Annotated in this window: 12 protein-coding genes and 1 pseudogene; 7 read left to right on the plus strand and 6 right to left on the minus strand. The window is 67.6% G+C overall.

What is annotated here, in order from left to right:
* Window positions 1-72: 72 nt before the first annotated feature.
* A pseudogene (locus tag FXO19_RS19780) lies at window positions 73-921 on the plus strand (acyl-CoA thioesterase/BAAT N-terminal domain-containing protein); the annotation flags it as partial.
* A gap of 203 nt (window positions 922-1,124) precedes the next feature.
* Window positions 1,125-1,409 (plus strand): acyl-CoA thioester hydrolase/BAAT C-terminal domain-containing protein, encoded by a 285-nt coding sequence (locus FXO19_RS00250; protein ID WP_149193776.1) that lies wholly within the window; start codon window positions 1,125-1,127, stop codon window positions 1,407-1,409.
* A 181-nt stretch (window positions 1,410-1,590) separates the two neighbouring features.
* Here the strand turns inward: FXO19_RS00250 and FXO19_RS00260 are convergent, their stop codons facing one another.
* The 4 genes from FXO19_RS00260 to FXO19_RS00275 all read right to left on the minus strand — a co-directional run bounded on the left by FXO19_RS00260 (window position 1,591) and on the right by FXO19_RS00275 (window position 7,174).
* Window positions 1,591-5,274, minus strand: coding sequence for an amino acid adenylation domain-containing protein (locus FXO19_RS00260; protein WP_223115391.1), 3,684 nt, complete (start codon window positions 5,272-5,274; stop codon window positions 1,591-1,593).
* Window positions 5,275-5,627: 353 nt separating this feature from the next.
* The gene (locus tag FXO19_RS00265; protein ID WP_149193065.1) at window positions 5,628-6,290 is read right to left on the minus strand and encodes a glutathione S-transferase family protein; all 663 of its coding nucleotides are present in this window, start codon (window positions 6,288-6,290) and stop codon (window positions 5,628-5,630) included.
* A gap of 43 nt (window positions 6,291-6,333) precedes the next feature.
* The gene (locus FXO19_RS00270) at window positions 6,334-6,645 is read right to left on the minus strand and encodes a DUF6958 family protein (protein ID WP_149193066.1); all 312 of its coding nucleotides are present in this window, start codon (window positions 6,643-6,645) and stop codon (window positions 6,334-6,336) included.
* A complete protein-coding gene (locus FXO19_RS00275) occupies window positions 6,638-7,174 on the minus strand; it encodes a GFA family protein (RefSeq protein WP_149193067.1) in 537 nt (178 codons plus the stop codon). The genes FXO19_RS00270 and FXO19_RS00275 overlap by 8 nt, the downstream gene beginning before the upstream one ends.
* Window positions 7,175-7,602: 428 nt before the next feature.
* On the opposite strand from FXO19_RS00275, the gene FXO19_RS00280 reads away from it, so the two are divergent.
* The gene (locus FXO19_RS00280; protein ID WP_149193068.1) at window positions 7,603-7,878 is read left to right on the plus strand and encodes a hypothetical protein; all 276 of its coding nucleotides are present in this window, start codon (window positions 7,603-7,605) and stop codon (window positions 7,876-7,878) included.
* Window positions 7,879-8,267: 389 nt separating this feature from the next.
* Here the strand turns inward: FXO19_RS00280 and FXO19_RS00285 are convergent, their stop codons facing one another.
* Complete coding sequence (locus FXO19_RS00285) at window positions 8,268-8,747, minus strand: VOC family protein (RefSeq protein WP_149193069.1); 480 nt, start codon at window positions 8,745-8,747, stop codon at window positions 8,268-8,270.
* A gap of 199 nt (window positions 8,748-8,946) precedes the next feature.
* Here FXO19_RS00285 and FXO19_RS00290 point away from each other — a divergent pair, with 199 nt between their 5' ends.
* Window positions 8,947-9,459 (plus strand): dihydrofolate reductase family protein, encoded by a 513-nt coding sequence (locus FXO19_RS00290; protein WP_149193070.1) that lies wholly within the window; start codon window positions 8,947-8,949, stop codon window positions 9,457-9,459.
* 38 nt (window positions 9,460-9,497) lie between these two features.
* Here the strand turns inward: FXO19_RS00290 and FXO19_RS00295 are convergent, their stop codons facing one another.
* Window positions 9,498-9,890: a GFA family protein gene (locus tag FXO19_RS00295; protein ID WP_149193071.1), complete on the minus strand. Its 393-nt coding sequence runs from the start codon at window positions 9,888-9,890 to the stop codon at window positions 9,498-9,500.
* Window positions 9,891-10,323: 433 nt separating this feature from the next.
* On the opposite strand from FXO19_RS00295, the gene FXO19_RS00300 reads away from it, so the two are divergent.
* The 3 genes from FXO19_RS00300 to FXO19_RS00310 all read left to right on the plus strand — a co-directional run bounded on the left by FXO19_RS00300 (window position 10,324) and on the right by FXO19_RS00310 (window position 14,253).
* Window positions 10,324-11,364 (plus strand): S66 peptidase family protein, encoded by a 1,041-nt coding sequence (locus FXO19_RS00300; RefSeq protein ID WP_187775559.1) that lies wholly within the window; start codon window positions 10,324-10,326, stop codon window positions 11,362-11,364.
* A gap of 98 nt (window positions 11,365-11,462) precedes the next feature.
* Window positions 11,463-11,681, plus strand: coding sequence for a hypothetical protein (locus FXO19_RS00305; protein WP_149193072.1), 219 nt, complete (start codon window positions 11,463-11,465; stop codon window positions 11,679-11,681).
* Window positions 11,682-11,709: 28 nt separating this feature from the next.
* Window positions 11,710-14,253, plus strand: a complete 2,544-nt coding sequence (locus FXO19_RS00310; RefSeq protein ID WP_149193073.1) for a diguanylate cyclase — start codon at window positions 11,710-11,712, stop codon at window positions 14,251-14,253.
* Window positions 14,254-14,323: the final 70 nt, after the last annotated feature.

Raw genomic sequence — 14,323 nt, forward strand, 5'->3', positions numbered from 1 at the left:
CCGGCGCCGGGCTTGGCCTGTCTGCGCAGCGAAGCATCAAGCCCATTTCCACCCGCCCATGGAGGCTATCGCGTGAAGGCTAGTTCATGGTTGTATGCAGGATTGCTTGTTTTTGGATCCCTGGCCCTAGCGGGCTCGCCGTCCGCGCAAGACTTCGAACGGGCGGAACAGGACGTTTTTCCTGGCGACAGCATCTCGACCGCGCTGCAAGGGGTCACGCCGGGAACGGAGGTTGAACTGATCGCGATTCGTTCCGCTCCCTGGGCCGGGAACGTTGCGCTTCGCGCAACGGCCACGTTCCGCGCGGACGCCGACGGCCGGGTGGATCCAACGACATTGGCACCTGTTTCCGGCAGTTACATCGGGATCGATGCCAGCGGGCTGTTCTGGTCGATGGCGCCTTCTCCCGGAACTGAGGTTGATGTTCCCGCGGATACGATTCGCCTCCAAGCGAAGGTGAACGGGTCGGTGGTGGCAAGCGGCACGCGCCGCCTGCATTCTGTGCTGCCCGGGGTCGAATGGACCGATGTCGAGCGATTCCCTGGGGCGCGCCTGTATCGTCCCGCCAGGAGCGATGCCAACCCGCGTCCGGCGATCATCGTGCTGGGCGGCTCGGAAGGAGGCGCCTATACCGCAAATCTGGTTGCGCCGCGCCTGGCTGCGCAGGGCTACGCGGTGCTGGGATTGCCCTACTACTCCCCCGACTACGGGACCGGCCAGGAAGTGCCCGGCTTGCCGTCCCGTTTCGTCGGCATCCCGGTGGATCGGTTGCAGGACGCGCATGACTGGCTGGTGGAGCAGGACGGGGTCGACCCCAAGCGCATAGGTCTGTGGGGCATCTCCAAGGGCGCGGAGTTCGCGGTCATCGCCGCGTCCCGCTTCGCCTGGATACGTGCGGTCGCGGCCATCGTTCCCAGTGATGTCGTCTGGGAGGGGTTCGTCGCCGACGCAGGCGCCGAAGATACTCTCTCGTCCTTTTCGTGGCACGGCGAATCGCTGGCGTGGATGCCTTACGACGGCATGCGGGCGGCCGTTTTCCGCATCGGACGCGGCGAGGATCCCCGCTTCCGTGCTGTCCATGATCGCGGACGCGCGGCCAATCCGCACCGCTCGAATCTGCCAGGATTCCCATCGAGCGGTTTCGTGGCAGGCTATTCCTGGCAGGCGCTACGGATGATGAGGTCTACGACTCCGCGGGAATGGCGCGCAACATCGCCCGGAGCCGGTCTGCAGCGGGCCTGGAAACCGAACTGCTCGTATTTGAAGATGCGGGGCACGGGATCGTCGGGGACGGTTGGAGCCCTGGGAGTTCATACGCGAAAGGCTCCCCACAAAAGACCGCGGCCGCACAACGCGCGCTGTGGCCGGCGACTTTGGATTTCTTCAACCGGGCTTTCGGGCAGGATTGAAGCAGCAGTCGATGGCGGATGCATCAAGCGTGCCTACGAACGCCAGCAGGGCCTGGCTGTCGGTGGGGGCGGCGCGCGCTCTGAGGACGAAAGTTCGCATGGGTATCCTGGCCGGTGGGACGTGCGGCCGGTCCATGTTCCTGCAAACCGGAGGCCGGGGCGACGCAGCGCCTCTTCCTGCCTATCGGAGCTCCGCGCCCGAGCTTTGCCGGTCGGCCATGCGCCCGATGAGCCAGACGAATGGTTCGACCTGGCCACTCAACACGCAGCCGCCCTGGATGGCGCTGTCCAGCAGGCCCTGCACGTCGGACGCGCACAGGGCGGAGATCGCGCGCTCGTCGGCGAGCCGCAGCGAACAGGACGGCGCGTGCGTGGGGGCCGGCGCTGCCACTGTGACGTCTCGCCCTTCGATCCGCATCGTGACCGGCGCTTCATCGTCCGGGAGCCCGATCGACACCGCCAGGCTCGGCGTCGGGCCTGCCACCGTGGCCAGCGCGCCTTGGAGGTAGTTGCGGAAGGCCATGGCCCAGGCCTCCACGCCGGATCGTCCCGGGTGTGCGTAGTGCGAACCCGCTCCGGCTCGCTGGTCCGGCGCACCATGGGCGTCACTGCGTGCAACCGACCGGTCCGCTTGCGATCCGCCGTCGCCGGGTACGTGATCGTCCAGGGCCTGCCGCGCCGCTTTGACTTCGCGTTCCACGTCGATCAGCGTCGCGAGCGTTTTGTCCACGTCATCGCGCGTGTGCGCTGCCGAGCAGATGAAGCGCAGGCGGCCGCGTCCGCGCTCCACGATCGGATAGGTGACGGCGGTCGTGTGGACGCCACGCGCATGCAGGCCGTGCGCGATCGCATAGAGCGTGTCGCTGTCGGGAAAATGCGGGGTGACGATGGGGCCATCGCCCGTGCCCAGGTCGTAGCCGGCGTCGGAGAAGCGTTGCCGCATGTAGTGGGTGGTGTCCCACAGCCGCTCCCGCAGCGCGTCGTCGGCGCGCAGCCGCCGCAGGGCGGCGAGCGCGGCGGCGATATCGGCGGGCGTGGTGGTCGCCTGGAAGACATAGGCCCTCGCCGAGGTCTTGAGCAGGGCGATGTGCGCCTCGCTGGCGGCGATCACGCCCCCGAGGCTGCCGAGCGCCTTGCTGAGCGTGGTCATGATGAAATCGACCTGGTCGGTGATGCCCTGGGCCGCGCAGATGCCGGCGCCGCGGGGGCCGTAGAAACCGAACGAGTGCGCCTCGTCGACGAGCACGAGCGCGCCGTAGCGTTTCGCCATGTGCACGATGTCGCGCACCGGCGCGGTCCCTTCGCCCATGCTGTAGACGCCTTCTAGCACCACCAGGGTGGTGCGGTGGGGCGAGACTTCCGCCTCCAGCACCGACTGCAGGTCGGACGCGTCGTTGTGCTTGAACGTCCTGATCGTCGCGCCGCTCAGGCGGGCGCCGTCGACGATGGAGGCGTGGCAGAGCTGGTCCATCACCACCACGTCCTTGTCGCCCAGCAGGCCCGCGATCACGCCGAGGTTGGCGGTGAATCCCGTGGAGAACAGGCAGCCGACCGGCTTGCCCACCAGTTCGGCGAATTCCTTCTCGAAGTCCAGGTGCAGGTCGGTCATGCCGGATGCGGTCGGCGAGGTGCCCATCCCGGTGCCGAAGCGTTCCAGCGCGGACCTGGCCTGCGCGATGACGTCGCTGTCGCGGTTCAGGCCGAGGTACAGGTTGGTGCTCCAGATGATGGCCTCGTGCTCCTCGCCGGTGTGCACGTCGGCGACCGTGCCCTTGTGCCCGCTGCCGGTGCGGACCAGCTTGCTGTAGGGCTCCCGTCCCGAGCGCGTCAGCAGGCCCTTGAACTCCCGGATGAGCGTGCCCTTGTCGGTGGCCGACCACGCGGGCGCTCTGGCCGCCAGGAACGGCGGGTGGCCGGACTGGATCTGCGCCTGGAAATGGCCCAGCGTGTCCGCGGCTGCACCGTGTGCATGCGCGCCGGACGCGCGATCGGTGGCGCCGCTCCCCAGCATGTCGGCCAGATGATCGGCAACGGCGTTGGGCGTGGGATGCTCAATGAACGTCGATGCGGGCAGCTTCCGGCCCAGCACCGTGGACAGCCGATGGCTCAGCTCGACCGAGTCCAGCGAGTCGAGGCCGAGGGCTTCCAGCGCCCGGTGCGGCGGCACCTGTTCGAGGTCGCGAAGGCGCAGGAAGCGGGCGATTTCGGTTCGGATGACCGACAGCAGGGCCGCATGTCGCTCGTCCTTCGACAGGCCCGCCAGGCGGTGCAACAGGCCCCCGGCATCGCCGGAGGCCATGGTGTCGGAATGCGGGCCAGGGGTGTCGGATACACCGTAGTCGCGGCCCAGCTCCGGGCGCGGGAGCCGCTTGCGGTCGAGCTTGCCGTTGGGCAATCGGGGCAGGTCGGCGAGGTGCATCACGACCTGGGGCACCATGTACTTCGGCAGCCGTTCCGCCACGTGAGCGCGCAACGCGTCATTCGTCACCGCCGCGTCGCGGCTCACCGCATACCCGGCGAGCATGGTCTTGCCACCGCCTGCGTCGACCACCGCCGCCGCTGCGCCGTCCACGCCCGGCATCGACTCCAGCGTCGCCTCGATCTCCTCCAGTTCGATCCGGAAGCCGCGGATCTTGACCTGCTGGTCGATCCGCCCCAGGAACTCGATCTCGCCGTCTTCCGTCCACCGGCATCGATCTCCGGTCCGGTACAGCCGTTCGCCCGGGAGCGGCCCGTCGATCGGCCCGTTCGGATCCACCTCGACGAACTGTTCCTTCGTGCGCGCCTCATCGTGCAGGTAGCCCCGTGCGAGCTGGTCGCCCGCGAGGTGCAGTTCTCCCGAAACGCCCACCGGAACCGGTTGCATGGCGGCGTCCAGGATGTACGCACGGGCATTCAACATCGGCTTGCCGATCGTGATCGTCTTTACGCCTGCCGGGACCTCGGTGGCCGTGCAATACACCGTGTTCTCGGTCGGTCCGTACACATTGAGCACGCGTGGCCGCTGCGGCAGCGCGTGCAGTTGCTCCACCAGCGGGCGTTTCAGCACGTCGCCGCCGAGCACCACGCAGCGCACGCCTTGCGGCAGCCCGCCGGCCGCGAGCAGCCCCTGCATCGACGACGGCACCATGATGGTCGTCCGCACCCGGTCGGCCGCCGGCAGTTCCGGCAGCGCCAGTGCGTTCTCCGACAGCACCACCGTGCCGCCGAGCGACAACGTGCCCAGGATTTCCATGACGGAGGTGTCGAAACAGACGGAGGCCGCCGCCAGCACGCCTGCAAGCTCCTCGTCATCCAGCAGCTGGCGCATCGATCGGGTCATCGCAACGACGTTTCGATGCTCGACGGCAACGCCCTTGGGCTGGCCTGTCGAGCCCGAGGTGTAGATGACATAGGCGAGGTCGTTCGCCGAGGGGCCGGCCATGGTGTCCGGGGTCCGTTCGCCCACCGCATCGAGCCGTATCAGCTCGGCGGCCCCGGCGCAGAGCTCCGCCGGCTTCTCGCCGTCCACGACGACGGCCGCCGCCTGGGCGTGCTCCAGCATGTAGCGCACCCGTTCCCGTGGGTACTCCGGATCCAGCGGCACGTACGCACACCCCGCGCGCAAGACGCCCAGCAGAGTCGCCGCCAGTTCCCACGTGCGGCCCAGGCACACGCCGACCAACGCCCCCGGCTGCACGCCCCGTGCCGCGAGCTCGCCCGCGATCGCGTTCGCCCGTGCGATCAGGTGCGTGTAGTCGATCTCCGCGTGTCCATCGATGATGGCCGTGCGTCGTGGATGCATCTGCGCCTGTTGTTCGACGAGCCCCCAGATCGTTTCCGTCTGGTCGTACGCCTGCGCGGTCCGGTGCCATTCGACGGGCACGCGGTGCGCCGTGTCCCCGTGCAGGGAGGAGGGGCTCTCGGCAGGTGCGATTGTGTTCTGCGTCACATCTTCCGGTGCGTGATGTCGTCCAGGCCGCTGCATCGAGCACTCCTTGGGAGAAGAAATCGGCTTGGCAGTCTAGTGCCTGCGTCGCCGGAAGGGTGCGGAGGTGATGGATGTGCAGTGACGTGGTTATTGGCTGCTCAGGCGCTGTATCGAGAAGCGTGCATGGTGCGTCGGATGATGGAAGGCGGCATCACGCAACGGGGCCTGATGTGAATGGCATCGAGGCCGGATATTGCTGCAGTCGCACACGTGAAAAAAGATCCGCGCGGGCCAGTCACCCCACGCTCTCACGCATGCCCGCCGGCCGCGGCGCCGGCGGTGAACACCGCCCGTTGCGCGGCGAACGCGCGCCGGTAGGCGGGTCGCGCTTCGCCGCGGGCCACATAGGCGACGAGGTTGGGGAAGTCTTCCAGAACGCCCATGCCGTCGGTCCGGCGGAGCACCATCACCATCATCAGATCGCCGGCGCTGAACAAGCCGTCGAGCCAGTCGGCATCGCCGAGACGATTGGAGAGCTGGCCCAGCCGCGCGCGAATCCGACCTTCGAGCAGGGGCAGGCGTTGCTCGTGCCAAGGCTGGTCGCCTTCCACGTACGGCGCCTGCTCGAGCTCGACGATCGACGGCTCCACCGTGTTGAGCGCGGCGAACATCCACGCGATCGCGCGCGCGCGGGCGTTGGCGTCCTTCGGCAACAGGCCCTCATGGCGCTCGGCGAGGTGCAGCACGATCGCCCCCGACTCGAACAGGACCAGATCGCCGGCTTCGAAGGTGGGGATCTGGCCGAAGGGGTGAAGCGCCAGGTGCGCAGGCTGTTTCATCTGGTCGAACGACACCAGGCGCACGTCGTAGGGCTGGCCCACTTCCTCGAGCGCCCAGCGCACGCGCATGTCGCGCGCCAGTCCCTGGCCGCCATCGGGCGAACGTTCGAATACGGTGATGGTGGGGGGCATTGGAGGTTCCTGTGGTGCGGACGACGCGTCCGCCCGGGTGGCATCAGCCGCTGGGTGTCTGCTGGAACAGCCGGACGGGCCGGGTCGGCCCGCGCGCGATCACGCCCTTGGCTTCGAGGTCCAACTGGACCGCTTTCAGCCACCAACCGGCCTTGTCGCCGCCGGGAAAGAGCGCGTCGGGCAGGGCGGCCAGCAATGCCGCCTTGGCCTCCGCGACCGTGAGTCCCGGCGCGGCTTTCGGCAGCACGCCGAGCAGCGCCTCCCGCATGGCCAGGTACTTGGCACGATTCATCCGTTGGACGTGCCCCGGCGAGGTGATGCTCTGGATCTCGATCTTCTCGTCTGCCTCAGGCATTGATTTCTCCCGTCACCTTGATCTGCGGATTGCGCAAGCCCATCGCGATCCAGGCCTTCAACAGGGCCAGGAAGAACGGCCCGGACTGGCGTTTGAGATTGGGCACGTCGTCGGGAAGTACCGACGGGTCCGCCAGATCACCGGTCATGGTGCGCATCTGCAGCGCGGGCAGGGTGCCGGTCGGCCACAGGCCGCCATACAGGCTCAGCCAGTGTCCGCCCTTGAACTCCAGAAACAACGGCGTGTGGCAACAATCGGCCACCACGCGCCTGCTGCCCGCGTCGGGAGACAGGCGGAACGCCTTCATCCGCTCGTGGCCTTCGGCAAACCGCACCCGGTCCTTGCGCTGGAGCACATACCGCGTCCCGTCATGCCGGCCCAACACGGGCCGGGAGCCGGGCAGGCGCTGCAGCCGCAGGCCCGCCGCCCGGCAGCTGCTGCAATAGCACTCGACGCTGGCGATGGGCGCCTTCTCTGCGATCAGTGTGACCTGGCCACAGGCACAGGTCAGTCGATGGACCAGGGACATGTCGGGCTTCCTGATGGGCTTACCTCCACGACGGATGGCGGGGCAGTTTTCGACATGCGGGGCGACGGACTGATGGTCCGTGGCGAGACGATTGCTGAGGGTCACGGCCGGAGCCCCGTAGGAGCGCGCCATGCGCGCGATGCCGCGGGCATGGTGCCGCCATGGGATTCGATCTGCCTGTGTGCCTCCCGGTTCGCGGCAGGACCGTCGATGATCAGGACCGGAAACGTCGCCGGCATCGCGCGCATGGCGCGCTCCTACGAAGCAGCGGGTTTGACTTTCGACCATGGCGCGGAAGTCGCAGCCCCCAAGCGCGTCGCGGAAACGAGAACCAGTGCTCGTTGTCACCCACGCGCTATCTGTTTTTAACGCCACGTACTCGGAAAGCCGGCAGGGTGCGGGTTCAACCCGAAGACATGGAGTGTGCAATGAACAAGTGGCGTCTTTCCGCCTCCGTATTCCTGATGACAGTCGCCTACAGCGCTGCCGCGCTCGCCGACGTCCACCATTTCGATGTGATCGGAGAAGCCTACGGGCACACCAGCGAGGAGGCGATCGACAACGCCCTGCGTGTGGCGAGCACCAAGTGCTACCAAAGCTGGGGCCGTGCTTCGCAGGAGTACACGGTTCTGGCCGAGTGGGTCGACCCGGGCACGGGCTACCCGTACGCCAGGGTGTCCGTGGGCTGCGCGGTCGAGGACTGACCCGGGTTCGAGAGCAGGCGTCAGAGGGCAGGGAGCCAGGGGCAGATTCGACTGGCGCTTGCTCAACGGGAACGTCCTGCTCTTGTTCGTCATCCCCGCGAAGGCGGGAATCCGTGGACGTCCAGCCACGGAAATCAACCTCCTCGGCTGACCAGCCCCTGGGCTGTTGTAAGGCACTTCCCGTCTTCGCGGGAATGGCGATGCTTGAGTAAGCACCATCCGGAGCAGAGTCGACTTTCTCACCGCCCGTGAGTCGGCAAGCCGCCTCGCGCGGCCTGCCGACCTTTGCAGGGCCGGCCGTTGAACCCGACGGACTCGATCGTACGGCGGAACCGACCTGGCCGAAGGGGGCCGTCGCAGCAGGTGCAGGCGGACGCCCCCGGCAAGCCTCACCCTCGTCGCGCAGCCTCGATCGCAGCGATGTCGATCTTCCGCATCTCCATCATCGCTTCAAACGCACGCTTGGCCGCCGCCCGATCGGGATCGTTGACGGCCTCGGTCAGTGCGCGAGGCGTGATCTGCCAGGACAGGCCCCACTTGTCCTTGCACCAGCCGCAGGCGCTTTCCTGGCCGCCGTTGCCGACGATCGCATTCCACAGGCGATCGGTCTCGGCCTGATCGTCGGTGGCCACCTGGAACGAGAACGCCTCGCTGTGCTTGAACGCGGGGCCACCGTTCAAACCGAGGCAGGGGATGCCGAGCACGGTGAACTCGACCGTCAATACGTCGCCCTGCTTGCCGGACGGATAGTCGCCGGGTGCGTGATGGACGGCCGTCACGGCGCTGTCCGGGAAGGTTTCGGCGTAGAACGTCGCGGCGTCGAGGGCGGTGCCGTCGAACCAAAGGCAGATCGTGTTCTTGCTGGTCATGTTAGTCTCCAGAGGAGTGGTTGGGACGGGGATGTGCCTGTACGACGAGTGGGGCGACCGCGATTCGACAGACCGGATGAATGAAACAAGGTGTCAGGGGCGAATGGCGCTTTACTTCAGGTGCTTTTGCCTGTTTACGACATGCAAGGCATCAGCCGGGCGGCCCAGGCACACGGCCGGAGATCCGTAGGAGCGCGCCATGCGCGCGATGCCGGCGACGTTTCCGGTCCTGGCCATCGGGCGGTCCCGCCGCGAGCCGGAAGGCGCGCCGGTGGACGGAATCGCGTGGCGGCACCACGCCCGCGGCATCGCGCGCATGGCGCGCTTCTACGAAGCAGCGGCACAGGGCCTGTGGCGCCACTCGACCTGCAGGCGACAATGGCGGGCCAGGAAATCACCGGATCGCTATCCGTTCTGCGCGCAGCGCATCGAGCAGGAAACGCACGACCCGGTCGCCGACGGGATCGAGGCGGCGCTGGCACAGGCGACGGCGGTGCCGGGTGCCGGCGACATCGCCGTTGCCGGCGGCGCCTCGACCGTCAACCAGTCACTGGCGGCGGGGCTGCTCGACGAACTGCGACTGCACATCGCCCCGTTCACACTCGGCGCCGGCACCCGCGTCTTCGAGGGCGTCCCGCCCCTGAAGCTCGAGCAGGTCTCGTCACGTACCGCCTCGATCGTCACGCATGTGACCTATCGCATCGTCCGCTGACTGCTACCTCGCCGGCGCCTGGGCGCCGTTCGTGTGACCTACGCCTCGAAGCGGCTGGCGGCGTCGCGGTCGCGCTCGTATCGGTTCGCGAGCGGAAACGGCGGCAACCAGGACTCGCGACGGACGGTCCAGAGTTCGTAGGTGGGCATCAGTTGGTCGGTGGCGTCCAGGGATCCCAGGTGCACTTCGATTTCATCCGCAGTGCGTGAGAATACGGATGAGCCGCAGCGGGGACAGAAGAATCGTCCGGCGTAGTCGCGCGTTTCGCCCGCGATCGTCACCGCATCCTGGGGGAACACCGCGGAAGCGTGAAACAGGGCCCCATGATGCTTGCGGCAGTCGAGGCAGTGACACAGGCCGACCCGGTACGGGAGCCCCGATGTCACAATGCGCACGTTGCCGCACAGGCAGCCGCCCGTGAATCGGTCCATGCTGCGTCTTCTCCAACACCAAGCGGGCTGAACGTTTACAACGAACAGCGCGGTCATTGCAATTGCTGGCTGCGGACGGGGCCACGTGCCGCCGTAAAGGTGTCAGGGGCGAACGGCCCTTACTACCGTCATTCCCGCGAAGGCGGGAAGTGCTTTACAACAGCCCGAAGGGCTGGTCATCCATGGACGTCATGCCATTGAAAATCAACGTCCCTAGATTCCCGCCTTCGCGGGAATGACAAGCAAAAGCAAGACGTTGCCGGTTCAAGCAGGTGCCATTCGTGTCAGGGGCAATTGTCGACCTTCTCCATCACCAGCTCTTGCCAGCGCCCGCAATCGGGCAGGACCTGGTCCGTTGCCGTGGCGTGCCGATTGTTGGGTGCAGGGTCGGTTGCTAGTCTAGTCCGGAACCCCCGAATCGGCAGACGGCAACTTGGACAGGCGACAATTCATCGGAAATGCTGCGCTGGCGGCCGCCTTGCTGCCGCTCGCCGGCGGGCGCGGCGCGATGGCGGCCCCGCGAGGGCGATTGCTGCCGGTGCCGCTGGCCAAGGGCGACACCGTCGCACTGGTCAGCCCGTCATCGGCCGTCGACGACACGTTCGACCTGCAGCTTGCCCGGGAGGTCATGGAGGCGCTGGGCTTCGAGGTCAGGACCGGGGCGCACTACGCGGCGAGGCGAGGGCACCTGGCGGGCACCGATGCCGGGCGCGCCGGCGACATCAATGCGATGTTCGCCGACGGCGAGGTCAAGGCCGTCATCTGCGTACGCGGCGGCTCCGGCGCGGCGCGCCTGTTGCCGCTGCTCGACTACGACGTCATCCGTGCCAATCCCAAGGTGCTGCTCGGCTATTCCGACGTCACCGCTCTGCACAACGCCATCCATGCGCAGACCGGTCTGGTCACCTTCCATGGGCCCAATGGGTCGGGCAGCTGGAACCGCTTCAATGCCGACCAGTTCCGGCGCGTGTTCTTCGATCGCGAGCTGATGCAATACCGGAACGTGGTCGATGCCGGGGATGAACTGGTGCAGCGCCGCAACCGCACCGTCACCATCACCGGCGGGAAGGCGCGTGGCGAACTGGTGGGCGGCAACCTGACCGTGCTGACGGCCGTGGCCGGCTCGCCGTACCTGCCCGATTTCACCGGCAAGGTCCTGTTCCTGGAGGACGTGTCGGAGGCGCCGTACCGCGTCGACCGCATGTTGAGCACCTTGAAGCTGATGGGCGCGCTGGACAAGATCGCCGGTTTCATTTTCGGCGAGTGCACCGATTGCGACCCCGGCGACGGGTATGGCTCGCTGACGCTGGAGCAGATCCTCGACGACCACATCCGGCCGTTGAACATCCCTGCCTATCGCGGCGCGATGATCGGGCACATCCGGCAACAGTTCATCGTGCCTGTCGGCGGCAGGGTGGAACTGGATGCCGATGCCGGGAGCTTCCGCCTGCTGGAGCCGGTGTTCCAGGATTGATCCGGCAAAAAGGGGAGGGCGGAGCAGGCAGGCCGGGACGCGGCGGAGCTGAACATTCCTATGCTAATGTCCGCGCGGGGATAGGCCCAGGGGGGGACATGTCGAATCTGCTCGATCTGATGAGGAAGCTCAGCGGCGATGCCGCGCTGGCTGCGGAGTACGAGAAGGACCCGGACGCGGTGACGCGGCGTGCCGGGCTGTCGGACGATGAGCGCAAGGCGATGCTGGGCAAGGACTACGCAGCGATCAAGCGGCTCACCGGACTGGCGGACGGAAAATTCGCCACCAACCACATCATCCAGGCCTACGACGAATAACTCGCTCCCTGACGCCAGGCGCCAGCCCATGATCCGGTGGATGCACATCGCGCTGCTGCTGCTGGCTTTCGCCGGCGCGCCAGCGTTGGCGGCCGACGGGCTGGAGGCGCAAGTCCAGCAGATCGAGCGGCTGGCGGTAAGCGCGCACTGGCGGGAATCGAACGCAAAGATCGAAGCGCTATCGTCGCGGCTGGATGCGCTTACGCCGGAGCAGCGCCACCGCGTCGCGTTCGTGCGCCTGCGCAACCTCGGGCTCGCCGGCGACTCACGTGCCGCGCTGGAGGGCCTGGCCGATCTGCTGCAACAGGACCTGCCCACGGCGTTGCGTATTCGCGTCTATGCCACCGCCATCAGCATCGCGGCCAACACCGAGGACTGGCCGCTGGCGTTCGGCTGGTTGAGCGAGAGCCTGTCGTACCTGCCCGAGGCCCCTGACGAATCGGCCAAGCTGCTCGGTGTCGCCAGCTACCTGCACACGCTCGTGGGCGAGACTGGGAAGGCGCGGGAACTGGCGCTGCGCGCGCTCCGCGAGATCGAATCCGGCAACGACCCCAGAACGTTGTGCCGGGCTCTCGCCGACGTGGCGCTGGCCGAGGACCATGCGCACAACTTCCGCGAAGCGGAAGGCTGGCGACGTCGCCAGATCGACGCATGCGAGCGCGCAGGCGACCTCATCTTCGTCGCCAACGGCAAGTATGGCGTCGGCAAGATGGCGGCCAGCCAGGGCCACCATGCCGAGGCACTGGAGTGGGCCCGGCAGGCGCTCGTGGAGTTCGAGGCCGCGGGCTTCGCGGCCGGCGCATGGAGCGCGAGACTGGTCGTTGCCGAAAGCCTGATCGAGTCGAATCGCGGGCTCGACGAGGCCCAGGCGCTGCTGACCGATACGCTGCAGTACTACCGTACGCAGGAAGCCGACCTGGCCATTGCCGAGACCGAGCGCCTGCTCGCCCGGCTGGCGGAACGGCGCGGCGACCTCGCCGCGGCGCTCACCCACTTCAAGCAGGCGATGTCGGCCTCGGAAGCGGCCGGGCGCGTCGCGCACGAGCGCCGCCTGGCCTACCTGCAGGTCGAGTTCGACACCCGGCTGAAGGAACAGCAGATCGCCCTGCTCGAGGCCGAGAACGAACTGGCCGCGCTGCAGGCCGCCGCGACGCAGCGCCGGCAACTGCTGCTCGGCGTGGGCATGCTCGGGTTGCTGGTCACCGCCCTCCTGCTGTCCGGGCTGCTGCGTCACTCGTTCCGCGAGCGTCGTCGCTACCGCTGGCAGTCCGAGCACGACAGCCTGACCCGCCTGTACAACTACCAGCAGGTGCGCAAGCTCGGCGAAGCGGCGTTCGCGCACGCGCGCGATACGGGGCGGCCGTTCACCGCGATCGTCGCCGACATCGACCTGTTCAAGCAGGTCAACGATCGCTATGGCCACGCCGCCGGTGACGAGGCGCTGCGTTCGCTCGGCAATTGGATCGGCGAGGCAGTCGACGGACGTGGCATCGCCGGGCGCAGTGGCGGCGACGAGTTCACGATCCTGCTCGATACGGACGCAGCCGAAGCCGAAGCATTGCTGCAGCGTCTGCGCGACCGGATCGAGCCGATCACCGTGTTCGGGCGCACCTTCAGCTTCGCCATCAGCTCGGGTGTGTGCCAAGCCGACGGCCACGCCGCCACGCTGGAACAGCTGATCCACGCGGCCGACCAGGCCTTGTACCGCGCCAAGCACGAAGGCCGCGACCGCGTGGTCTGTGCGAACGACCATGCCGCCGTTGCGCCCGAGTCGACCGCGGGCCTGGTGGTGGTCGGCAGCGGCATCGAGTTCGGCCGCCACGTCAGCGAGCGCGCCCTGTCGGAGATCCGCGAGGCCCAGGTGGTGTTCTGCCTGGCCGATCCGTTCGCACTGGCGATGATCAGCAGCTTCCGCCCCGATGCGATCAACCTCGGCGTCCATTACGCCGTCGGCAAGGACCGGCGCCAGACCTACCGCGAGATCGACGCGGCGATCATGGCCGAGGTACGTGCCGGCAAGCGGGTGTGCGCGGTGTTCTACGGCCACCCGGGCGTATTCGCCGACGTGCCGCACCGGGTGGTGCGCAAGGCGCGGGAAGAAGGCATCCGGGCACGCATGGAACCGGGGATTTCCGCCGAGGCCTGCCTGTACGCCGACCTCGGCATCGACCCGGGACAGCATGGCGTGCAGTCGATGGAGACGACCCATTTCCTGGTCCACGACCGCCGGCCGGATACCGCCGGCCCGGTGCTGCTGTGGCAGGTGGCCCTCGCGGGGGACCTGTCGTGTACCCGGTTCCATGCCGAGCGCGAAGGGCTGCAGGCCCTGGTCGACAAGCTGCTGCGCTGGTACCCGCCGGAACACGAGGTGATCCTCTACGAGGCGGCAAGGCTTCCGATTGAAACCCCGCGTGCTGAGCGGCTGCCGCTGCGCGACCTGCCGGCGGCGCATTACGAGGAATACACGACGCTCGTCATCCCGCGGCTCGCCGGCCCCGCGGGGGAATGGCCCGGGAAGAAAAGGGCGGCTGAACCGGACCCCGCTTTCGCGGCGGACTTGACACGCAAATAACAGTCGAAGGCATACGGTGTGCCTGCACTACGACGCAATGTCGTAACGGCCACTCAGCCGCGCCGCACTC

Origin of the sequence: Luteimonas suaedae (assembly GCF_008312895.1) — a bacterium.
GTDB classification, from domain to species: domain Bacteria; phylum Pseudomonadota; class Gammaproteobacteria; order Xanthomonadales; family Xanthomonadaceae; genus Luteimonas; species Luteimonas suaedae.

Bases quoted from the DNA above. Each gene is read 5' to 3' on its own strand.
- FXO19_RS00265 (WP_149193065.1), bottom strand. From the start codon at position 6,290: ATGCCCCCCACCATCACCGTATTCGAACGTTCGCCCGATGGCGGCCAG.
- FXO19_RS00270 (WP_149193066.1), bottom strand. From the start codon at position 6,645: ATGCCTGAGGCAGACGAGAAGATCGAGATCCAGAGCATCACCTCGCCG.
- FXO19_RS00275 (WP_149193067.1), bottom strand. From the start codon at position 7,174: ATGTCCCTGGTCCATCGACTGACCTGTGCCTGTGGCCAGGTCACACTG.
- FXO19_RS00280 (WP_149193068.1), top strand. From the start codon at position 7,603: ATGAACAAGTGGCGTCTTTCCGCCTCCGTATTCCTGATGACAGTCGCC.
- FXO19_RS00285 (WP_149193069.1), bottom strand. From the start codon at position 8,747: ATGACCAGCAAGAACACGATCTGCCTTTGGTTCGACGGCACCGCCCTC.
- FXO19_RS00290 (WP_149193070.1), top strand. From the start codon at position 8,947: ATGCGCGCGATGCCGGCGACGTTTCCGGTCCTGGCCATCGGGCGGTCC.
- FXO19_RS00295 (WP_149193071.1), bottom strand. From the start codon at position 9,890: ATGGACCGATTCACGGGCGGCTGCCTGTGCGGCAACGTGCGCATTGTG.
- FXO19_RS00305 (WP_149193072.1), top strand. From the start codon at position 11,463: ATGTCGAATCTGCTCGATCTGATGAGGAAGCTCAGCGGCGATGCCGCG.
- FXO19_RS00310 (WP_149193073.1), top strand. From the start codon at position 11,710: ATGATCCGGTGGATGCACATCGCGCTGCTGCTGCTGGCTTTCGCCGGC.